Here is a 22,045-nt window from a genome sequence, read left to right on the forward strand (position 1 = left end):
GCGAAGGGTGCAGCGATGCTGCACCCTTTCTGCTTTTATTTTGAAGGTGGGTTTGCGTCCAGATCGATCTGATGGAGTATGCCTCCGGCACCGTCGAGGCTTGGGTACCACTTGGGATCGCGGCCTTCGGGTGTCATGTCGAACATGGTCCATAGCGTGTCTGGATCGGGCGCACCGCGTGGGTCCTGTTCCGGGTCGTTCATCTCCATGCTCATCTCCGGTGCCCAGAAGTGGTAGATATGGCCATTGCGTTTCATGAAGACGTTCATGCCGGGTACGTCTGCGTCTTCCGGCGAGACGTAGGTTCGGGTGTAGGCTCCGTCGGAATCGGAATACAGTTTCAGATTCTTCCAGCCGCGTTCCTTCGTCCAATCTTCCAGGCGCTCGATGGGGGAACGTGCGAAAACAGCGAGCGCGGCCTTCTGTGTGAAGTTGCGCGCTGCGGCCTCCCACGAACTAAGCATGGACGTACACATGGGGCACGGACGCTTGCGCTGCGGACCGTACATGTAGCTGTAGACGAGCAGTGTGTTCTTGTCGCCGAAGAGGCTGGAGAATTTCACCGGGCCGTTGGGGCCGATGAGTGTGTAATCCTCGGGGATTTCACCGCCCAATGGCAGGGCGCGCCGCTGTTCGGCAACGGCTGCAATGTGGCGGCGCAGTTCGATCTCTTCCGCAAGAAGTTTATTGCGAGCTTCACGGTAGGTGGGGGATTCATTGGGGTGATGGGCCTTGTTCTTTGCTGCGAGTTCGGTAGCTGGAGTCAACGGCATTGGGTGCGTCTCCTGAATGTGGACATTGTACACATCCAGGTATGAGGCTTGGCAAGCGGCTCTCCAGGCTATAGCTGCTTGCTGACGCCAGCGTTGTAGAGAGCAGAGGAGAAAGCGGGGCCTTCGACTTCGCACTGCGTGCTCCGCTCAGGATGACGGCACTGCTGCGCTTCGCTCACGATGACGGCCGTAGGGGACGTTTTAAACGGCGGGGGCTTCGGGATGCTTGCGCTGGAGAAGTAGCGAAACCACAATCGTGACGGCGAGGATCGCGAAGATGACTACCAGCGATGCCAGCGGCGTGACTTCATACCAGGGCGCAATGAGCATCTTTGCGGCAGCAAAGGCCAGCACGGCAGCAAGACCGTAGTGCAGATAGCGGAGCTTGCCCAGCGCATGCGTGAGGACAAAGAAGAGGCTGCGCAGGCCCATCACCGCGAGGATGTTTGAGGTGTATGCGATGAAGGTATGGCGGGTGATGGAAAGTACGGCGGGAATGGAATCGAGCGCGAAGACAAAGTCTGCGAAGGCGATGCCGATCAGCGCAAGCGTCAGCACCGTGGGAATGCGCCTGCCGTTTTCTATCGCCGTGAAGCCATCCTGCGAGAGTGAGATGGGCTGGCGCTTCTCCAGCCATTCTTGCCACTTTGGTTTCTTCGGGTGTTCGTGATCTTCCGGCAGCACGAGGCGTACAGCGGCAACGAGCAGAACAACAGCGAAGATGTAGGTGACCCAGTTGAACTTCTCCAGAATCGCGACTCCGGCAACAATGAATCCTGCGCGCATAACTACCGCACCGAGGATGCCAAAGAAGAGGACGCGGCGCTGCTTATCCGGTACGATGCGGAAGCTTTTGAAGAGCAGCAGGAAGACGAATAGGTTGTCGATGGAGAGTGATTCTTCCAGCGCGTAACCTGCGAGAAATTCCTGTCCGAGTTGCGGATGCAGACGGAGATAAACGTAGGCTCCGAAGCTCGCCGCGCCCAGTATCCACAGGGCTGTTGCTGCGTAAGAACGCTTGGGTGCGCTCTCTGGTGTGGTCTTGTGTAGAAGTAGGATTTCTAACGCGAGTAAAACGAGGAGCAGCGCGTGGAAGACAATCCAGTCAATGGGCTGGGCGTTCGGCATCAGTAGATTTGATGCTAATGCTTTTAGAGCGAGTTCGTAAGAAAGCCAAAGATTATGCAAGAGAGAACCCCGTTCGTGATGTCACGAACGGGTTGGACTTTTATTGAGGGAGATTAACTACCTGCCGGCAGTTCCTTCTTGCGACGTGCTGGATGTGCCAGGTAAGCAACGCCGATGCTGAGACCGTAAAGCACAAGCATGGGTGCTGCGAAGAGGCACATGCTGAGCGGGTCAGGCAACGGGCAGATGATGCCAGCGATCACGAAGATGATGAGGATCGCATAACGCGCGTGTCGGACGAGAAATTTGGCATCCACGATGCCAAACAGGGATAGGAAGAAGATCAGGATGGGCAGTTCAAACGTAATGCCCAGGCCGAAGATGATGGCTGTAAAGAAGCTGGTGTATTCGTCAATGGTGATGATGGCGTTGAAGCGATGGCCAAATTCACCAATGAGAACGTGCAGAGCCGAGGGCAGAACCCAGCGATAACCGAAGTACGCGCCACAGAAAAATAGCGCAACGGTGGCTGCCATGAATGGCACCACAAACTTCTTCTCGTTTTTGTACATGCCCGGCGAGATAAACAGCCAGAGCTGGTACAGGATGTAAGGCGCAGCCAGGATGGCACCGCCGTAGAGGGCCGTTTTCAGATAGATGTTGAGGCCGTCGGTGGGGTGAGTGATGTTCAGCTGGTAATGCAGCTGGTCCATGGGCCGCTGCACGATGTTGAAGAGTTGTTCATGCCAGTAGTAGGCGACGCAGAAACCGATGAGCAAAGCAACGGCAGAATGGATGAGGCGGGAGCGCAGCTCAGTGAGATGCTCCATCAGGCTCATGCCGGGGAGTTCGGCGCGTTCATGTACGGCTTCGCGTGCTTTTTCGATAACGTCGGGCATTCCGTCTTTCTTACGTATCAGTCGTTGTGTCGGTGGTCGACATCGGTGTCGGCCGGAACAAGTTCATGGATCTCTTCGCGGGGTTCTTCGCTGCTGATGCCAGCTTCAGAGGTGATCTCCTGATGCTCGGCGGTGGCGAAGTCCGGCGTAGGATAGCTGCCTGCTTCCACGGGAAGGCCAGTGGAGGGCGGCATCATCTTGAGCGACCCAGCTTCAGCAATGGGCGTAGCTTCCGTGGCGACAACTTCTGTGCCTTCTGCGGTGGTTTCGCCGGAAGGTGTCTCGGAGACAGGGCCAGCAAGTGCGGCGACCTTTGCCTCGTGCTCCTTCTGCTCTTCCACGCGGAGCTCGTCTTCCATCTGCATGCGGAATTCGTTGGAGGCGCGGCGGAACTCAGCCATCAGTTTGCCAAGCTGGCGCGCCAGTTTAGGCAGGTTCTTCGGACCCACCAGAATGAGGGCCAGAATGAAGATGACAACGGAGTCCTGAAAGCTGGGCATCGTGACTGTAAGGATAGCAAGTTGAGAGCGCTGCTGGGGAGGCGGTTTTGGGTTCCCAGCGACGTTGTTGTGGTGCGAAAAGAATGCAGGTCCTTCGACTTCGCTACGCTTCGCTCAGGATGACGACCTTTTGTATAGAAGCTTCGTAAGCGGGCGCGAGGATTTGCTGACGGTTACTGGAGTTTGTCGCCGCGAGTGAAGCGTTCATCCAGCGGTTTGCGCTCGTCCCATCCAGCTTCGGCTGCGTGCCACTGGGTAATGTTCTTTTCGCCCTGTAGCCAACAGAGCATCACAACCTCATCGCCGAGCTGAAATGGAAATTCAAGCAGGCCGCTGGCCAGGTCGCGGACCTCAACGCCAATGGCTTCAATCTCTGCCAATGTGTCCTTCGCCTGGGTGACAGCGGCGGAGTGTTCTGCCTTGATGCGGGAGACTTCCTGCAGGTCCACGCGCAGCCCACCAGACAGGAAGATGGCCTGGGATAGCCCTGCCAATGAGTTTTCGCGCACGGTGGCTACGGAAGCGGCCTCCTGCGCGCGTTGCAGTAGAGAATCCAGCACGGGAAGCAGCGTTTGTGCTTCTGGAAGAGTAAAGGTGCGCATTGGGTTTCTCCTTTCCGCAGAAGGGCTTCGCGCAAGCATACGGCGCATGGGCCACAAGTTCAACCAAGGGATTTTCATCCTAAGCGCATTGGTGTGCCGGATGGGAAAAATTCATACCGGTGGGGGCTGGGTATCTGTCTTGACACTGCCAGTTGGGGGATTTCTACTAATTAGTGATATGCCTGAGACTCTCCGATCCTTCCGCGAACTCTGCGCCCGCCACGGGATTGCGGTGACGCATCAGCGGCAGGTGCTGTACGAGACCATGCAGAGCATGTATGGCCACCCGTCGCCGGAAGAAGTCTTTGAGGCGGTGAAGCAGCGTATACCGTCCATCTCGCTGGCTACCGTGTACAAGAACATCCATCTTTTTGTGGAAAGCGGCGTGTTTCGCGAGCTTTCCATGCACCACGGAACGTTGCGCGTGGAGATGAATGATGTGCCGCATCACCATATGGTGTGTTCGGTATGCCGCAAGGTAACGGATCTTCCGGACGGCGAGTTTGGTACGCCCCTCCTGCAGGCGGCGATGCCGGGTGGCTTCCTGGTGGAGCGCGTTTCGATCGATGTGATCGGCGTCTGCCCGGACTGCCAGGCTCGGCCAAACTAAAGATTTTATTGCGCATTTCTTCCCCTGTTGCGTCCAATGGATTGACTTTCCCTGCCGTCAGGAGTGGTGTGTTTTCCATGTTTCTGTTTCGCCGCGCTGTTCCATTTTTGTTCTCAGGCCTGTTGCTCTTGAATGGTTGCGGCACCGGCAAGTTTTTCACGCCGGAAAATGGCAATTCAGGCAGCGGCGGTAATAACGGTGGCGGTGGTACAACATCCGGGAATTACCTTTTCGTCGCGAATGCCGGTGCCAATTCGGTATCGGGGTTGGGCATTTCTTCCACCGGAACGCTGTCGGCATTGACTGGTTCGCCTTTGAACTTCAGCTTTACGCCTACGGCGATTACCGTTAGCCGCGACAACAAATATCTGTGGGTGGGAACTGTCTCGCAGATTTTCGGCTTTACGATTGGCAGCAATGGCGCACTGAGCTCCATGAACAGCGGCAACGCCCTCGTCAATGCAAACTGCGCAGACATGCAGACCACGCCGGACGGGAAGTGGCTTATTGTGCTGGATGGCAGCGGCAATGCGCTGGATCTGTTCAGCATTAACAGCGATGGCACGCTGGTCATTGGGCCGAACGGTGGCCTTGGGTTCACGGCAAGCGGAACGGTGGTGCCCAAGCAGCTTCGCATTGCGCCCTCAGGCAGCTTCGTCATTGCGGCTATGGGAACTGCGGGCGAGTTGTTCTTCAGCTTCAACACGTCGACCGGAGCTCTGCAATACCAGACGCAGACTGCGCCGCCCAGCTTCACCAGCGACAACTCGATTGCCATCGACAGCACCAGCAGCTATCTCTACGAAGCGCGCAGCGGCACCAATCCGGGGTTGGTGGTGAACACCATCACCTCCGGGGGCATTCTGACACCGACGACTTCGCAGACCTATAGCGCTGGAACGCAGCCGTATTCGGTGGTGCTGGATAACACCGGCAAGTATGTTTACGTGGCGAATCGTGGTGACAACACCATCTCTGGCTGGTCGATTGATGCGAATGCGAAGCTGACGGCCATCAGCGGATCGCCATTTGCGTCTGGCGTTGCCGTGACGTCGCTGGGAGCGGATTCCACGGGAAAATACATTGCCGCGGCGGCTTATTCCGGGTCGCCGGATGTCACGTTGTATGGCTTTGACAGCACAACGGCAGGCAAGTTGAACTCCGTTGCGACGTCGTCCACGGGTACAAACGCCAGCATTGTTGCGCTGTCGCACTAAGGTTGCCTTGCGCCTCAGACGTGGTTCACGCAGGGTATCCACCGGGGTAGCGATGCTATCCTCAGACTCAGTGCGGATGTTGCGATTGTCTCCATTTTCGGCCCGATTTGCGTGTGTTCTAGCCCTGGGATCGGCGATTTCGCTGATGTCCGGCTGCAATCATTTCAAGCCGAAGGTGCTTACGCATTACGTCTATGTGACGGCGAAGGGCACATTCCTGCGTGATCGCATCGCGGCTGTATCGAATCGTACCGGCAACGTGGTGAACGGTCAGAGGTTGGAGATTCTGGAGCAGAATCGTCGCTTCTATCGTGTGAAGACGGACAATGGCGAGATTGGCTGGATTGATGAACGTGCCGTGGCCACCGAGAAGATCGCCGATGCGTTCGAGCAGCTTCAGAAAGACCATGAGAACGATCCTGTCGTAGCGACAGGTACGGTGAGCGATGATGTGTATCTGCATATTGCGCCCGGCATTCAGACGGATCGTTTTTACCGTCTTGCTGACGGCGATAAGCTAAAGCTTCTTCAACGTGCTTCAATTCAGAAACCTTTGCCGCCTGGTCAGACCGTGGAAAGCATGGCTCGCGCCAAGGGCATCCAGGTGAAAGAAGGCGAAGTGTTGAAGCCTCCCATGCAGGACTGGTGGCTGGTGCGTGACGCGAAGAATCACACCGGCTGGATGACCAGTGGCCTGCTCAATACCGAGGTGCCGGAAGCTATCTCGCGTTATGCGGAAGGCCAGCGCATCGTGGGCGCATACATCATCAACAAGGTGATCGATCCGGAGATTGAAGGCGTCAGCAAAGAGGTTCCGCAGTACGTGACCGTGACCAGTCCGTATGAAGCGGGATTGCCGTATGACTTCAATCAGGTCCGTGTCTACTCGTGGAACCTGAAGCGGCATCGCTACGAAACAGCGAACCGCGACAGAAACATCCTGGGCTATTTTCCAGTGAAGATTGGTTCTGATCCGGGAACGCCTGCGCATGACCGCTTGCCGGGGACCGGGCCTGCACCCACTTACATCTACACGGTGTTGGCGGCTGGCGCGCCGGTGCCGCAGGCCGATGCGAATGGCCAGTTCCGCGTCGCCAAGGGCCAGCTTGTGACCAAGACGTACCGCCTGGAAGGCAACATCACACGGCGTGTCCTGCCGCCGGGAACGCAGCCGCCTGCTGAGGCGCAGTTGCAACCTGTCGAGAAGAAGGAAAAGGCCGGTAAGAAGCGGCGCTAGTCGCAATCCAACATTTCCACTGTATTTCGCGTCTTTCTCCCGAATGGGGAATGGGATGACGCGGTATGGCGTTCCAGAAAAAGAACTTCTGTCGATCCGGACCGTCTTGTACTTCATGCGCCTTTCGCGATGGCTGTGCGGTCTGACCTTTTTTTGTGCCGCACCGGTTGGTGTTATGGCGCAGGAGGCTGGACAGACGGCTTCTATGCTGAACAAGGCCTCGCTCGTGGGGACAGTGCAGGATGGGGATGGCGCGCTGTTACCGGGCGCGCGCGTCGAGGTTCTGTCTGGTGGAGTGACTGCAGTCGCCTTTGCGGACGAAGACGGTGTCTTCCATGCCTATGGTGTCACCCCGGGTTCCTATACGCTGCACATCACGGCTATTGGCTTCTTTGCGGACACACGCAGTGGCGAAATCCTTCCCGGTGAAGAGAAGGAACTGGATGCGATCGAGCTGCGTCCCGAAGGGAAATTCGCAAGCGTTACCGTAACGGCCACCGAAAAAGAAATCGCCACCGAGCAGGTGAACTTCGAGATGAAACAGCGCGTGCTCGGAGTCGTTCCCAATTTTTACGTGGTCTACGAAGCGAGCCCTGCGCCGTTATCGAAGGGGCAGAAATTTCACCTTGCCTGGCGCTCCACGCTGGATCCATTTTCTTTTGCTACTGCCGCTATCGTCGCCGGAGTAGAGCAGGGCAATAACAGCTTCAGCGGTTATGGCACTGGAGCGTCCGGCTATGCAAAACGCTATGGAGCCTCGTTTGCCGATGGTGCGGTCAGCACGTTCCTCGGTGGAGCGATCTTGCCGGTGATCTTTCATCAGGATCCGCGTTATCGGTACCAGGGGAGCGGCTCTGTGATGTCGCGTACGCGCCACGCCGCCGCAAGCGTGATCTTCTGCCGCAACGACCAGAACAAGACCGTATTCAACTACTCCAATGTCATTGGGAACTTTGCTTCGGCAGGCATCAGCAATCTCTACTACCCCGCCAGCGATCGCAACGGAGCAGGATTGACGCTACAGAATGCAGCCATTGGAACAGCGTTCGGAATCTTCGGCGCAATCATGCAGGAGTTCGTTGTGCCCAAGCTGACGCCGCACCTGCAGGGCCGCGATAAGCGCTGAAATCGTGCCTGCTGTCCTCCCGCCAATCAAAACGTTGAGAAGCAAAAGCGAAAGGGATGCGAGTTCATCGCATCCCTTTCGTCTGTTCTGAGTTGTTGCTTACTGAGTAATCAACTGTGTCGAGTGGGTTCCGTTGGCGACAGCCGCTGCGCACGACGGGCCGGACGATGCCGGGAACGGCGTGTTGCGGATCTTCACCAGTTCACCAGTTGCGGGCTTCAGCTGCAGGCCGCCCACGGTGTTGTCCAGGAAGTTCGACGTGTACAGGTAGATGCCCAGCGCGTTTTCAATCGTTACGCAGGTCGGTCCTACACCACCGGTGGACTGCGCGCCGGTGCTGGTGGCGGACAGAGCGCCGGTGTTGCTGGCGATCGCGTATGCGCCCACGGTGTTCGCGTTGTAGTTCGCGGTGTACAGGAACTGGCCACGCGGATCAATCGTCAGGCCAACCGGCTGCGACTGGGTCGCAAACGGGCCGGACAGGATTGCCTGCGGGATGCCGCTCGACGGGATCGTGTAACCGATGATCTGGTTTGCGCTCTTGTCAGTGATGTACAAGCGGTTGCCAAGCGGAACGGCTGCGATGCCGGATGCCAGAACACCGGAGTTGTAACCGGTGGAGGTACCCGATCCCGAAGCGATGGTCGTCTGGCCGATGGCCGTGATGACACCGCTGCTAAGCGTACGCTTGAATGCCAGCAGGTTGTTCGTCGTGTTGCCGTCCTGATCGATGACGTAGGCATACGACGAGCAGCTTGTATCGGTGCAGTCCGAACCGTTGATGGAGCTGGGCGCGTTGTTGTTCACGTTGCTCGTCACGGCGATGCCTACCGGGGTGAAGCCGACGGGGAAGTAGTTCAGGCCGCCATTGGAGAGCGGCGTTCCCAGCGAAACCACGCCGGTGCTGCTATCCGTGGAGAGCGGGAAGACTTCCACGCCGCCCGGGCCGGGGTTGGCCGTGGTGTAGCCGGGCTGATACGTGAAGGTCACGTACAGGTACTTGCTATCGCCAGAGATGGCAAGCGCCGTGGGGAACGAACCCGCTACGGTGACCGTCTTCTGTGCGTACAGCTTACCGTCCGTGCCAATGGCGAAGTTGACGATGTTGCTATCGTCCTTATTCACCACGAAAACGGTCTTCTGGTTAGAAGTGATGGCCAGCGCCACAGGATTGCGGCCGCCGGTGTCTTGGCCGGACGACGCCAGGCGGATCAGCGATCCGGTCTGGTAGTCGATGCCGAACTCATTCAGCACGCCGTTCTGGTTGGTCGTCGTGCTGGCTTTGGACGAGGTCACATAGAGAAAGCCGACCGTATAGTCGCGTGAGCAGGCGGTAAGGCCGAGGCAGGCTGCCAGCGAGAGAACGGAAGCGGCGCCGAAACGGCTGATCTGGTTGAACTTCATGCGTTGCATTTCCTCAAATCGTGTTGCCGGTTGCGGGATGGCCTTGCGACCATCCCGCATATTCCCGAGCTAGCTCGTGATGCCGCTGACGACCAGGCAGGCCGGACGTCCCGTTGCCTGGAAGGTGGAGCCGTGCTGCAGAACCTGCAGTGTGCCCTGATTGTGGTCGACGTGATAACCCGTCACCGTTCCATCCTGGTTGGAGGTGTACACCCACTGCTTGGAGGGATCTTCCACCATGCAGACCGGACCGGAGCCCACGGAATACGGATTGAGCTGGCCACCCTGCTGCTGCAGCTGGCCGGTGCTCAGAATCTGATACGCACCGATGGAGCTCTTGGAGGTGGAGGTAGAGGTGTTGTTCTGGTTCAGGACATACAGCCACTTGTTGGCGGAGTCCGTCATGGTCCAGACCGGGGTCGCGCCGCTGACGAAGTTGGCTACCTGGCCACCGGTTACCGGCTGCAGAACGCCCGCGCTGGAGACCGTGTACTGCAGGATACGGTTGTTTGCGGCGTCCGTCAGGTACAGGTAGCTGCCACCAAGGGTGATGGACGTAATGTTGATGGTCTGCGTCTGGTCGATGACCTGCGTCGAGTTCGCATTCACCGTCAGCTGACCGCCGGTGCCTACTGCGAGCGAGGTCACCGTCTGGTCGCCGTTGACGACAATGACAGAGGCGGACGAGGTGGTCTTGATGCGGGTCGGCGCTGGGCCGGTCGAGGTGTAGGTCAGGTACGTGCCATTGTTCTTCACGGACTGGTTCTGCACCAGCGACAGACGGCCGGTGTCGGCGTCAATCGCGAAGACCGTGATGGAACCGCAAGGAGCGGACAGCATACCGGTAGCAGAAGCGCAGGTGGTCTTGTTGTCCGGGGACACTTGGTCCAGAACATACAGATAGTCGCCACCGGTGCTGATATCCATCCAGACCGGGGTTCCACCCTGGCTGGCGAATGCCTGCTGGAATGTCAGCACACCGTCGCCACCGACGCTGAACTGAGAAACGGAGTTGTTTGCGTCACCCTGATTCAGAACATACAGGTAACGTCCGCCGGGCTTTACAACACCCATTACGGGATTGCTGCCGCCTGCCGGGAAGGGCGAATGCACCATCTCCGTCAGGTTGCCGGAGTAGTTATCAATCTTGTAGCCGGTAATGGTGCCCGCGGCGCTATTGCTGCTCGTTTGGCCTTCCATGACCCACAGGTAGCCAACCGTATAGCTGCCGCACGAGGTGATTCCCAGGGAGAGACCTACTGTTGCCGCACAGGCCAGAACTTTCCGGCCGATTCCACTCAACTTCATGTGTTTCCTTCGATTCCCATGGACGGCCCCGGACACATGCCGCCGGCAAGACACACCTTCGCCTGGGAAGTGAAAATGCTCTGTTGATTGTATGCGCCGCGGGGGATTTCCGCCACCGCTGCTACCAGAACCTTTACCTCTTCTTATTACTGTGCCGAGTAGACGGCGATTTATGGCAAAGGTTAGCCCTCACGATGACTTCGTAAAGGTAAATGTTTTCCTCAGAAAGGAGGGCGCGGCCACACGTGCCGCGCCCTTCCTTCTTATGGAGTATGTGTTGGTTTACCAGACACGGCAAGCGTTGGTGGGAGCCATCGGCTGTCCCTGTTTGCAGGAGAATGCCTTGGCAAAGTTTGCCTGGTTCTGTACGCCACCGTTGGTGCGGAAGCGGCCGGGCGAGTGCGGATCAGTCTTGGCGCGCACACGTGCCGCTTCATCGCGGGTGTTTTCGCACCACACCTGCGCATAGCCAAGGTAGAAGCGCTGCTCCGGTGTGTAACCGTCAATGGGCTTGCGTGCGTCCGGTCCCAGCTTGTCCAGTTCCTTCTGCATGGCCATGTAAGCCACCTGCAGGCCGCCGTTGTCTGCGGTGTTTTCACCCAGCGTCAGCTTGCCGTTCAGTTTGGTTCCCGAAACCGGTTCAAACGATCCATATTCGTCCACTTCACATTGTGTGCGCTTGTCGAACTCAGCCTTGTCGGCTTCTGTCCACCACGAACGCACATTGCCCTGCGGATCGAACTTGCTGCCCTGGTCGTCGAAGCCGTGCGTCATCTCGTGGCCAATCACCACGCCGATGGCGCCATAGTTCACCGCAGGATCAATCTTGAAGTCATAGAACGGCGGTTGCAGGATGCCGGCAGGGAAGTTGATGTCGTTCTGCGCGGGGTTGTAGTAGGCATTCACGGTGGGCGGTGTCATGCCCCATTCCTTCTCGTTCACCGGCTTGCCGATCTTGTTCAGATCGCGGCGATCTTCAAAGACGGAGACGCGATTCAGGTTGCCCACGCGATCATCGCGCTTTACTTCCAGCTTGCTGTAGTCGCGCCAGACTTCGGGATAACCGATCTTGTCGCGGAATGCGGCCAGCTTCTTCAGCGCCTGTTCCTTGGTGGCGGCGCTCATCCAGTCCAGGTTCTTGATGTCCTCGCCCAGCGCGGCCTCAAGCTGATGCACCAGTTCCTGCATGTTTTTCTTGGCTTCCGGGGTGAAGTACTTTGCTACCCAGTCCGCTCCGACAGCTTCGCCCAGCGCGGCGTCCGTCTGCTGTGTGCACCGCTTCCAGCGCGGTGCCTGCTCCTTCTGTCCCTGCAACGTCTGCGCGAAGAAGCGGAAGTTCTCCTGATCAAATGCCTTGCTCAACGCGCCCGCATTGCTATGGATCACATGCCAGCGCATGTAGCTCTTCAGGTCGTCCGTGCTGGAGGAAGCGACCTGTTCGTTGAATCCCTTGAAGAAGTCCGGTGTACCCACATTCAGGTTTGTCACCGGCGTCTTGATGGCGGAGAAGTAGTCGCTCCACTGGTAGTTCGGCGTGGAGCTTTGCAGTTCCGCTATGGGCTGCGGGTGGTAGCGCTTTGCCGGATCGCGCAGTTCCACGCGAGGCATGGACGCCTTCGCCAGTGCTGTTTCAATGCGGAGGACTGCTTGTGCTTCCGTTGCGGCCTTTTCCGGCGAGTCGCCTGCCAGCACGAACATCTTCGTTACGTGCTCAACATATTGTTTGCGCAGCGTGACCATGCGCTCATCGTCCTGCAGATAGTAGTCGCGATCGGGAAGCGAGAGGCCGCCCTGGAACAATCCCGGGATCTGCTGGCTGCTGTCTTTCTGGTCCTGCTGCGAACCGAAGCCGTAAAACAGCGATGTGCCGTAGGTGTCTTCCAGTGTGCCTACCAGCTTTGCCAACTGCTTCTTGTCGTTCCAGTTGTTGATCTGCGCAAGGATGGGCTGGATCGGCTTTGCGCCGAGTTTTTCTGCCAGGTCGTCGTTCATGCAGGCGGCGAAGAAGTTGCCGTACTTGGCCTGCAGCGGCGTCTTGGGATTGGCAGAGGCGTCCTTCAGCAGTGAATAGACGGTATAAACGTTGCGCTCCTGCAGTTCATCAAAGCGCCCGAAACGCACCTTGTCTGCCGGGATGGGATGTTCCTTGCGCCAGTTGCCGCAGGCGTAGGCGTAAAAGTCCGTGCAGGGATCGGCCGTCTTGTCGATGGCGGACAGGTCCATGGAAACCGCGGGCTTCGGAACGGTGATGGAAGCCTCCTGCCCATCCAGAGCAAGAGACATCTGCTGGGCAGCGGCGGTCATGCCAAGGCCAAATACGGCAACGGCGGCGATCGCAGAACAGGTGGGGAACTTCATGCGCGGTCCTTCGGGTTAGTTTGGGGTGAAGTGGAAACGTACCCCATACTGTATTGGATTTCACCTGTCAGTGCAGCATTTTCGTGGGCCCGGTTGGGCAGATGATATGCGCATCGCTTACGATGACGGGTGCTGCTGGAGGGAAACAAAGCATGTCACTGAATCGCCGTTCATTTTTGCGGAACGCTGGCCTTGCCGCTGCGGGAACACAGATTCCCCTGTTGAAGACCTTTGCCCAGGAACGCCGCCTGGGACCAAACGACCAGATCCACGTTGCCCTGATTGGTGCGGGCGGACGTGGTCAGAGCATCACGAAATCCGCACTGACTCTGCCCAACGTGAAACTGCTGGCCGTGGCCGATTGCTACGACGGTCGCCTGGCCCATGCCAAGGAACTGTGGGGCAATGACCTGCAAACTACCAGGGATTACAACGAAATCCTGAAGCGCAGCGACATTGACGCTGTCATCATCGGCACGCCGGATCACTGGCACCGCAAGGTTGCCATCGACGCAATGGCCGCGGGCAAGGATGTGTACTGCGAAAAGCCGATGATCCACGAGTATGCCGATGGCCCGCTGATGATTGACGCGGCGAAGAAGTACAACCGCGTGATCCAGATCGGGTCGCAGCGCGTTTCGTCGATGATCTACATCAAGGCGAAGGAACTGCTGGCGGCTGGCGCGATCGGCAAGCTGAACCTGGTGCAGGGTCACTGGGATCGCAACTCTGCGCAGGGCGCGTGGGAGTACACCGTGCCTCTGGATGCCAATGAACAGACCTGCGATTGGCCGCGCTTCCAGGGCGCCGCGCCGAAGCATGCGTGGGACCCGGAACGCTTCTTCCAGTGGCGCAAGTACAAGGACTACGGCACCGGCGTTGCAGGTGATCTGTTCGTCCACCTGTTCAGCGGTACGCACTTCATCACCGGCACCAATGGCCCCACGCGCGCCTATGCCACCGGCGGTCTGCGCTACTGGAAGGATGGTCGTGACGTTCCCGATGTTCTGCTTGGCCTGTATGACTACGGCGACTGGAACCTGGAGCTGCGCGTGAACTTCGTTGATGGCGGCGAAGAGAGCGAAGGCTTCACCTTCGTTGGTACCGAAGGCAGCATGGAGATCACCAGCCGCGGCGTCATCGTCAACAAGGTGCCGCGTGAAAAGGGACCGGGCTACAGCATCGGTTCGTTTACCAACGAGATGCAGGCTCGCCTGAAGGCTGACTATGCGCAGAAGCATGCAGAAGATGCTGCGGCCCGCGCTGCGTTGAACGCCACCGGTGTGGAGCGTTACATGGCTCCCTCGGGCTACGACGATACGGCCGATCACTTCCGTACCTTCTTTGGTTGCATGCGCAGCCGCCAGCAGCCCACGGAAAACGCGGTCTTTGGTTATCGTGCAGCCGGTGCTGCTCTGCTCAGCCTGCTCAGCATGGAGAAGGGCACCGTCGTTCATTGGGATCCCGATGCCATGAAGCTGAAGAGCTAATCGATTTATCCGCGAAGAGGCGCAGCCACAATGCTGCGCCTCTTTTTTCTTGCAGGAATGGGGCTTAAGCCTCTTGTGCATTGCGCCGCCATATGCCGCATGCGACGCTCTCAGGCACCTATATCCACGGTACGTATCACGGAGCGGAGACTGCTCTGGCTGCGTGCCGCTCTCTTGTGTTGTCTCCCCGGAGGAACTGTACGTGAACGTAAAAACTTGCCGATATCTTGCCGCTGCTTCTATTGCACTCACTGTTACCAGCGCATTTGCTGCGGAAAAGGCTGTGGACAAAGGCCGCGCACCTTCCTCAGAGCAGGTGGGATTCAATATCTATCTGCCGCTGCAGAATCGCGATGCGCTCGATAACGACATCGCCGCGTTGCAGGACTCCACTTCCTCGCGCTATCAGAAGTGGTTGACACCGGAACAGTTCAAGGCGAAGTACATGCCTTCCACCTCACTGCTGCAGGCGGTTCTGGCCCAACTAGCGGCGCAGGGGCTGGATGTGACCATTGCCGGGCCGCAGCGCCTGCATGTGAGTGGTAAGGCGTCCTCTGTAGAAGCGGCGTTGCAGACCACGCTGCACGATGGAGCGTTCCACAATGGCAAGAAGACCGTGATGGCGACGCAGGCTCCGACACTTAACGGCGCGCTCTCGCAGAGCGGCGCTATCGTTTCCGGCCTCTCCGGCTTTGTGCGTGCGCGTTCTTTTGTACACATTGCCCCCGCAGCGAATCCGCAGAATCGTTACAGCACGGCTGGACCTTACTGGTTCACCGATCTGAAGCAGGCGTATAACTGGCCGTCGTATACGGCATACACGGGCAAGGGCGTAACCATTGGCATTCTGATGACCGGTGACTACAACCCGACGGACGTGAATGCCTACTTCACGCATGAGAAGCTGGCCACACCAAACATCTCCACGGTGCAGATCAACGGCGGTGCGCCCTACGACTCGCAGGGGTCGACGGAAACCCACCTTGATCTACAGCAGGCTGGCGGCATGGCACCGCAGGCAAAGCTGATTCTTTACAACATGCCGGACTTGTCGGATGACAGCATCCTCGCTGGCCTGTCGCAGATTGTGAATGACAACAAGGCGGACGTGGTCAGCATGTCCTTTGGCTCGCCTGAGGTCTTCTACAAGGCGGAATACAACGACGGCACGGACTTCAGCTATCTGCTAAAGGAAGAGAATGATCTGATCGCGCAGGGAACTGCGCAGGGCATCACGTTCATTGCCAGCTCTGGTGATGCGGGTGCTCTGACGGCCTTCCCACCTGCCTGCTTTGACGGTGTCCCGGATTGCGGACCAGCGCTCGCCGCGGTCAGCTTCCCAGCCTCCAGCCCGCACGTGGTAGGTGTAGGCGGAACAAACCTGGTGACGACGCAGACTTCGTCCACAGACCTGAACTCCGTCTACGTGCGTGAGCAGGCCTATGCTGACCCGTTAGAAGGCGACATCTTCTACGGCACTTCGTCTACGGGCCAGTATTGGGGTTCCGGTGGTGGCGACAGTGTTTACTTCCGCAAGCCGCTCTTCCAGGCACTGGTCAACACGGGCAATGCGAAGTTCCGCACCGTGCCGGATGTTTCGCTTCACATGGGCGGGTGCCCCTTGGGCGCGATCACATGCAATGCGGATGATAGTTCGGACATTGTGACCATTGGCGGCTATAACTATTCCGTCATTGGCACCAGCGCTTCGGCACCGGACTTCGCGGGACTCACAGCGCTTGCAGTGCAGCGTTTCGGCAAGCGTATTGGCAATGAGAATTACTACATTTACGCGTTGTCCGCATTGCAGAGCCTTGGCCTGGCGAAGGTCTATCGTCAGGGTATCCCCGGCTTCAACGGCCTGTATTCCACCACGGCAAAGGGCTATAACCGTGTGCTTGGTAACGGCACGGTGATCGGCAAGCAGTTCCTGCTTGCTCCGCTTGTCCCTTCGGCTGGAACGCCGCAGACGCCCAGCAACCCGTAAACCTGCGCATCATGCCCACAGGGTGCCCCACGTCTCGCTTTTGAGACGTGGGATTCCTTGTAGAATCGCGACTATGCCCACAGGCCTGGTGCGCTATCAGCAGTCCGGTCATCTTCATGCAGTCAACTTTTCATGTGACCAGCGTCGCCCGTACCTTGGAACTCCGGCAGCGAAAGACTTATTTGAAGATGCGTTGGAGCGGATGCGTCTTCGCTATGGATTTTTCGTGAAGGCTTATGTGGTGATGCCGGAACATGTTCATCTGGTCATCAGTGAGACAGACCATAAGAAGCTTTCCACTGCAATTCAGGCATTGAAGCTTTCGGTAGTTCGGCGTCGATCGGAAAAGCCGTTCTGGCTAAGCCGTTATTACGACTTCAATATCTTCCAGGAAAACAAGCTACTGGAGAAAATTGATTATCTCCACCGCAATCCGATAGCAAGAGGTCTTGTGTTGGAACCGCAGGATTGGAAGTGGTCCAGTTATCGTCATTGGCAGACCGGAGAGGAGGGACCTGTTCAGATTGAATCTCCCTGGACGGCACGTAAGCGCGGTGGCCTTCTCTCTTAAACGTTATGCGGCGAGTGAATCCCACGTCTCAGAATCGAGACGTGGGGCACCCAGCGTTCTTGATTTCGGCTGACGATCCTACTTCCACTTAATGTTGCAACCCAGGCTCGGCACCTGGTGTTCCAGCGGAGGGTTTCCAGAGATCAGATTTTTGATCGCTAGTTCCAGATCCGACCCGTGAGCTGGCTGATGAATCTGTGGATGCCGCTCCACACCGGCCTTTGCATCGCTCTCGCGGTAGGGTCGTGTGCGGTCAAACTGTGCGTGGTAAACCAGTTTCCGATCCTGATCGAAGAGATAGAGGTCCGGCGTGCAGGCCGCGTGGAATTCTCGGGCTGTTTCCTGTGAGCCGTCGTGCAGGTAGGGGATGGTGCAGCCTTCGCCCTTGTCCCAACCCAGCCGCTTTCCTTGTTCGCGCATGCCTGTAGGGCCGTCCTCAGGGAAGGCAATCTCGTCGTTTGAGCAGATGCAGACTGTGGCAATCTCGCCGGCGTATTTCTTTGCCAGGGCGGTGAAGGCCTCTTCCATGTGCTTTACGAACGGGCAATGGACCGAAATAAACGCCACCAGAAGGCCTTTTCGACCGTACGGATCGTCCGGTCCGGCGTAGATGTCGTCGCGTCCCAGCGCTTTGTTGCAGAGAACGCATTCCAGTTCAAACGCCGGACAAGCCGCGCCGAGGGGAAGTTCGCTATTCGATTCCGTACGTGCCATGAATAGATGCTACCGCTCTTCTACAATCAAAGAATGATCAAGGGTTTGACCGTAGTGAAGCCGGTGGGGTCACCGGCGGCGTGGGAACGGCTGAGCGCGCTGTTTTCGGAGCTTGGCTTCGAACCGGGCAAGGGGTGGGACGACGGCACAGGCCGCGGCGTCAGCTTCCTTGCGCCTCTCGGCAATGCGGAATTCGTCACTGGCCGCCTGCCCGCAGTGCCAGAGCTGCTGATTGAGTGCACGCAGCTGGACATTGTGCACGGCATCGTAAAGCGCTGGCTCAGCGCGGAGTTGCGCACAGAAGAAATCAGCGGACGTCTCTCCGGCATTTCAGAAACACATTGGAAATCGCGCCTGTTCACGGTTCATCTTGGCGATGACCTGGTCTTTGGTTTCTGGGAGCGCGAAGACGTTCTCGCCGGACGTCCCATTGCCATCGAAGGCGATTTGTCCGCCGCAGGCATGAAGTTTGGCATCGTCGTTGCGCGTTGGAATGCCGTCATCACCGACCGTCTTTTGCAAGGCTCGCTGGATGCGATTACACGCAGCGGTGGCAAGCTTGAGGATGTGCAGATTGTCCGCGTTCCCGGCGCATGGGAGATTCCCTCTGCCGCACGCATGTTGGCGGATCTTCGTGACGATAGCGGCAAGCGCAAGTTCGACGCCATCATCACGCTTGGCTGCCTGCTGCGTGGGGAAACGGCGCACTACGAAGCGATTTACAACGAAGCCGCGCGTGGCATTGGCCAATCGCAACAGGACACTGGAGTGCCGCATGCGTTTGGCGTGCTCACCTGCGAGACGTTGGAACAGGCGCTGAACCGCGCTGGCATTAAAGCAGGCAACAAGGGATTTGAAGCGGCGGTCGCGGCCATCGAGATGATCAGCATCGCTCGCAAGATTGGTCATGCGGCTGCCGGAGAACACGAAGGCAGCGGCGTCACCGCTGGAAAGCTGGCACAGGTCGACGTTGACCATGCCTCGGAAGGATTTCAAAAGTAATGGGACAACGTAGAAAAGCTCGCGAACTTGCCATGCAGATGCTGTATCAATCGGACCTGGGCAAGCAGACCGCTGCGGAAGTGCGTCGCGTGTTCTGGAAGAGCCGTCAGGACGACGAAGGGAACCCTACCGTCGATCTGGAGACGCAGAGCTTTGCAGAAGATTTGTTTCGCGTCGCGATGGAACGCAGCGATGAGATCGACGACCTGATTGATAAACATTCGCAGAACTGGCGCGTGCATCGCATGGCCGTTGTGGATCGTAACCTGTTGCGGACGGCAATCGCGGAGATGATCGCGTTTAACGGAACGCCGCACCCCATCATCATCAACGAAGCGTTGGAAATTGGCCGCAAATACGCTGCTCCGGAGAGCATCACGTTCCTGAATGGTGTGCTGGATGCGGTCTCTCGTTCGGTGATGGAGAAGCGCTACTCCTAACGTACCGAACTCGGGGCAAGCGCTCCTGATGCAAACATAAATAGAAAGGCCGCCAGCGATGGCGGCCTTTCTATTTGTCTATCGTTCCGGTTAGTTGTTGGTCACCGAACGCGGGTACTGTACCAGCAGGTTCGGAACCGCCGTACCACCGGTCGTCGTCAGGCTGGGCAGCTTCGGATTCAACTGGGTGGTATCGGTCAGCGTGGAACGCGTGATCTGATGCACCTGGTTGTCGCCGGACGTGCCTGCGAAGAAGTACTTGTTGTCAGAGGAGAACACGCCCGTTACCGGTGCAGTCGCTCCGCTCGCCAGCGTGACGGAGGTAACGGCGCCTGTGCCGGGGGTGTACACCGGCAGTGTGGTGCCGGTGGAGGCAGCTCCGCTTACCGGAAGGTAGGTGGCGAATGCCTGCGTCGAATCTGTCGTGGGATAGATTCCAGTGACAGATGTTGTATTCACATTGGTCGATGCCGAGGTGTTCGCGGCCAGGCCAAAGACTGGCGGAACTCCGGCTTCGGGGCAGTCGCCCGTGGGAAGCACACCGGTGAAGGTACGCGTTCCATTGGCACCATCATTCGCCGTAGAAGTCGGGAAGGTGATGTCGTTTACGACAGGCGTGCCGCCAGAGGTGGCTAGACGAACATCCAGCAGGTGCTTGCCATCATTGGTGGTCACCGCGCGATCATTCACTGCCGCGGACAGGGTCAGGTTTCCTGCCTGCGGATAGAAGATGGTTGAGGTTCCGGTGCTGTTGGCGCAGTACGAGCGCGCATTGACTGCCGTATTGCCAGTGACGAACGCACCCACGGAGGGGATGGCAACTGCCACATCCGTAGCACCGCTTGCGGACAGATCATAGTCCTGCCAGCTGGTGAACGTGGAGTACACCAGCAGGTGGTTGTCCGTGGTCAGCACGTACAGCGTGGAGCCATCGGGTGTGTAAGCCGCACGTGTTGCCACACCGTTGTACGTGGTAACAATCGCAGGCGTTGTCGTGTTGAATACGGTGATCACCTTGCGGCTGCTATCGGAGATCACGGCGGTCGCGCTGTCAGGCGAAACCGTCAACAGCGAACCCTGAATGGAAGGGTAGGATGCCAGGAGCGTGTTGTTCGAAGTTCCGAATGTCATTAGCGCTTCGCTCGATCCCATGAAGATCGTTTGGCCGTTCTGGGCCATGATCATTGAGGTCGGCGTGTACGGCAGCTTGATGGGCGAGGGAATGACGCTGGTGGTCAGATCGATCGGCACCAGGTACTGCGAGTCAGTGCTGCCCACCCACAGGCGAGTGCTGTTGCTGCCCGGCGTGGTGGACGTGATGGTGTTGGAGGCCACAGGCTTGCCGGTTCCCAGCAGGCCTACGTTGCCATAGGGAGCAGGGTTGCAGCTTGGCGGCAGGCAGAATGCGTTAACAGCCGCAACGCCCGGGAAGACCGGTGCAATCGACGAAGACGATGCTGGAACAGCAACGGGGTTGGTCGAAGTGACGGTCAAAGTCAGGCCCGTCAGCGTAACGCCGTTTACGTCCTTCACAACGGCCGTCAGGGGCTCCGTGGTGTTCGGGTTGATGACGACGTTGCCGTTGGTGGCATTCGCTGTGCTGATGGTGATGGTCTTGGGCGGGCAGACAGACATCAGACCGGCAGTCGACGTGGATTGCGCGATGTTCGCGGTCACAATCGTCGTTCCGGGGGCGATCGCCGTTGCCACACCGCTGGTGTCTTCAAACGTCAGCAGGCCGCTGGTCTGCGCGGTGAACGTTGCGTGGCCTGCGGTGTAGGTGATGTTCTGCGATCCCGCATAAAAGCGGGTAACCAACTGAGCGCTCTGGCCGAAGGAGATGCAGGTGTTCGGCACGTACGGGGCAGCCGTCGTCACAGAAGAAGCTGTGTATTGGGGGCAGTTCGTCGCTGGATCGTTTACGCAGTCGGTCGACGCCGTACCCAACGTAATGGCCGTGATCAGTGGATGAACATAGACCAGCACCTTATTGCTGTTGGCGCCGCCGCCGGCCGCGGTCAGTTCCGCCACGCCGGACTTGCCGCTGGAGGTGCAGTAGGTATAGTCCGCCACACCACCGGGGTTATTGCGGTTCCACGTTCCAGCGCAAAGCTGGCCAGTGGTTGGGTTTACGTCCGCCACCGGGACGTTGGAGGCGTTGTTCGGGTCCACCGTGGAGTAGGTGTACTTCGAAACCGTCACCGTATTGTTCTTGCAGTCCACGGCGGTGGGCGTGGTCACGTTCTGCGTCTGACCGTAGCTCATGCTGAGGCCGCCGACGGTCGGATTCAGGGTAATGGTCTGCGGGTCGCCCACCCGAGGTCCAATAGTACCGCTGCAAAAGGCGGAGCTGGTTCCCTTGGCGCAGCCGGACAGGGAAATACCGACGGGCAAAGCGAAGAACAACAGGATGAACAACGAGAGGAAACGACGACGCAAAGAAAACCTCCCCGCAGTGCCTGATGCGTAGTGGCGCTGCGGTCTGTACCTGGGACGGAAAAGGCCCGGAAATGTCTACGGTTCAGTGTAAATCAGAGTCGGAGAAACATTCGGAAGCACCCGCCGATCCGAATATTTTCTTCCTATTAAGACGAACGATCTCCCGCCCTGGCAGCAGAACTGCCGCCAACATATTTATGGTTACAGCCTTGGAAAGCTGTAAGGACGCCATTTTTGTCC

General features: G+C 58.1%; 19 protein-coding genes. 9 read left to right on the plus strand and 10 right to left on the minus strand.

From position 1 onward, the window contains the following. Positions 1 to 35 precede the first annotated feature (35 nt). From JAO32_RS10300 to JAO32_RS10320, 5 genes are all read right to left on the minus strand, one after another. Positions 36 to 773: a DUF899 family protein gene (locus tag JAO32_RS10300; RefSeq protein ID WP_334239973.1), complete on the minus strand. Its 738-nt coding sequence runs from the start codon at positions 771 to 773 to the stop codon at positions 36 to 38. Between the two features lie 201 nt (positions 774 to 974). Continuing rightward, positions 975 to 1,901 carry a TerC/Alx family metal homeostasis membrane protein gene (locus tag JAO32_RS10305; RefSeq protein ID WP_334239974.1) on the minus strand — a complete coding sequence of 309 codons (927 nt, stop codon included), beginning with the start codon at positions 1,899 to 1,901 and terminating at the stop codon, positions 975 to 977. 113 nt (positions 1,902 to 2,014) lie between these two features. Next, entirely contained in the window at positions 2,015 to 2,800 is a 786-nt protein-coding gene (tatC, locus tag JAO32_RS10310; RefSeq protein ID WP_334239976.1) for a twin-arginine translocase subunit TatC, read from the minus strand. A gap of 17 nt (positions 2,801 to 2,817) precedes the next feature. Beyond that, positions 2,818 to 3,300, minus strand: a complete 483-nt coding sequence (locus tag JAO32_RS10315; protein ID WP_334239978.1) for a twin-arginine translocase TatA/TatE family subunit — start codon at positions 3,298 to 3,300, stop codon at positions 2,818 to 2,820. A gap of 173 nt (positions 3,301 to 3,473) precedes the next feature. After that, on the minus strand, positions 3,474 to 3,902 hold the full coding sequence (locus JAO32_RS10320) for a DUF2203 domain-containing protein (RefSeq protein ID WP_334239980.1): 429 nt from the start codon (positions 3,900 to 3,902) through the stop codon (positions 3,474 to 3,476). A 178-nt stretch (positions 3,903 to 4,080) separates the two neighbouring features. On the opposite strand from JAO32_RS10320, the gene JAO32_RS10325 reads away from it, so the two are divergent. The 4 genes from JAO32_RS10325 (at position 4,081) to JAO32_RS10340 (ending at position 8,092) form a co-directional block, all read left to right on the plus strand. Further along, the gene (locus JAO32_RS10325) at positions 4,081 to 4,512 is read left to right on the plus strand and encodes a Fur family transcriptional regulator (protein WP_334239982.1); all 432 of its coding nucleotides are present in this window, start codon (positions 4,081 to 4,083) and stop codon (positions 4,510 to 4,512) included. Between the two features lie 77 nt (positions 4,513 to 4,589). After that, the gene (locus JAO32_RS10330) at positions 4,590 to 5,729 is read left to right on the plus strand and encodes a lactonase family protein (protein ID WP_334239984.1); all 1,140 of its coding nucleotides are present in this window, start codon (positions 4,590 to 4,592) and stop codon (positions 5,727 to 5,729) included. A 145-nt stretch (positions 5,730 to 5,874) separates the two neighbouring features. Continuing rightward, a complete protein-coding gene (locus JAO32_RS10335; protein WP_334239986.1) occupies positions 5,875 to 6,966 on the plus strand; it encodes an SH3 domain-containing protein in 1,092 nt (363 codons plus the stop codon). A gap of 175 nt (positions 6,967 to 7,141) precedes the next feature. Then, positions 7,142 to 8,092, plus strand: a complete 951-nt coding sequence (locus JAO32_RS10340) for a carboxypeptidase-like regulatory domain-containing protein (protein ID WP_334239988.1) — start codon at positions 7,142 to 7,144, stop codon at positions 8,090 to 8,092. 99 nt (positions 8,093 to 8,191) lie between these two features. Here JAO32_RS10340 and JAO32_RS10345 read toward each other — a convergent pair whose 3' ends face one another. The 3 genes from JAO32_RS10345 to JAO32_RS10355 form a co-directional block, all read right to left on the minus strand. Further along, positions 8,192 to 9,496, minus strand: a complete 1,305-nt coding sequence (locus JAO32_RS10345; protein ID WP_334239990.1) for a lactonase family protein — start codon at positions 9,494 to 9,496, stop codon at positions 8,192 to 8,194. Between the two features lie 69 nt (positions 9,497 to 9,565). Further along, positions 9,566 to 10,804, minus strand: coding sequence for a beta-propeller fold lactonase family protein (locus JAO32_RS10350; protein ID WP_334239992.1), 1,239 nt, complete (start codon positions 10,802 to 10,804; stop codon positions 9,566 to 9,568). A 282-nt stretch (positions 10,805 to 11,086) separates the two neighbouring features. Then, positions 11,087 to 13,162: a M13 family metallopeptidase gene (locus JAO32_RS10355; RefSeq protein ID WP_334239995.1), complete on the minus strand. Its 2,076-nt coding sequence runs from the start codon at positions 13,160 to 13,162 to the stop codon at positions 11,087 to 11,089. A gap of 152 nt (positions 13,163 to 13,314) precedes the next feature. On the opposite strand from JAO32_RS10355, the gene JAO32_RS10360 reads away from it, so the two are divergent. The 3 genes from JAO32_RS10360 to JAO32_RS10370 all read left to right on the plus strand — a co-directional run bounded on the left by JAO32_RS10360 (position 13,315) and on the right by JAO32_RS10370 (position 17,210). Next, positions 13,315 to 14,652, plus strand: a complete 1,338-nt coding sequence (locus tag JAO32_RS10360) for a Gfo/Idh/MocA family protein (RefSeq protein WP_334239997.1) — start codon at positions 13,315 to 13,317, stop codon at positions 14,650 to 14,652. A gap of 202 nt (positions 14,653 to 14,854) precedes the next feature. Continuing rightward, positions 14,855 to 16,639, plus strand: a complete 1,785-nt coding sequence (locus JAO32_RS10365) for a S53 family peptidase (RefSeq protein WP_334239999.1) — start codon at positions 14,855 to 14,857, stop codon at positions 16,637 to 16,639. A gap of 73 nt (positions 16,640 to 16,712) precedes the next feature. Further along, positions 16,713 to 17,210, plus strand: coding sequence for an REP-associated tyrosine transposase (locus JAO32_RS10370; RefSeq protein WP_334240001.1), 498 nt, complete (start codon positions 16,713 to 16,715; stop codon positions 17,208 to 17,210). Between the two features lie 78 nt (positions 17,211 to 17,288). Here the strand turns inward: JAO32_RS10370 and JAO32_RS10375 are convergent, their stop codons facing one another. Beyond that, on the minus strand, positions 17,289 to 17,924 hold the full coding sequence (locus JAO32_RS10375; RefSeq protein WP_334240004.1) for a thioredoxin family protein: 636 nt from the start codon (positions 17,922 to 17,924) through the stop codon (positions 17,289 to 17,291). Positions 17,925 to 17,957: 33 nt separating this feature from the next. On the opposite strand from JAO32_RS10375, the gene ribH reads away from it, so the two are divergent. Both ribH and nusB read left to right on the plus strand, forming a co-directional pair. Next, positions 17,958 to 18,926, plus strand: a complete 969-nt coding sequence (ribH, locus tag JAO32_RS10380; protein ID WP_334240006.1) for a 6,7-dimethyl-8-ribityllumazine synthase — start codon at positions 17,958 to 17,960, stop codon at positions 18,924 to 18,926. Beyond that, positions 18,926 to 19,366: a transcription antitermination factor NusB gene (gene nusB / locus JAO32_RS10385; protein ID WP_334240009.1), complete on the plus strand. Its 441-nt coding sequence runs from the start codon at positions 18,926 to 18,928 to the stop codon at positions 19,364 to 19,366. Before ribH ends, nusB begins: the two co-directional genes overlap by 1 nt. 90 nt (positions 19,367 to 19,456) lie before the next feature. Here the strand turns inward: nusB and JAO32_RS10390 are convergent, their stop codons facing one another. After that, the gene (locus JAO32_RS10390) at positions 19,457 to 21,805 is read right to left on the minus strand and encodes a hypothetical protein (protein WP_334240011.1); all 2,349 of its coding nucleotides are present in this window, start codon (positions 21,803 to 21,805) and stop codon (positions 19,457 to 19,459) included. Between the last annotated feature and the right edge of the window lie 240 nt (positions 21,806 to 22,045).

It is taken from the genome of Terriglobus sp. ADX1, assembly GCF_036877645.1.
GTDB lineage: Bacteria > Acidobacteriota > Terriglobia > Terriglobales > Acidobacteriaceae > Terriglobus.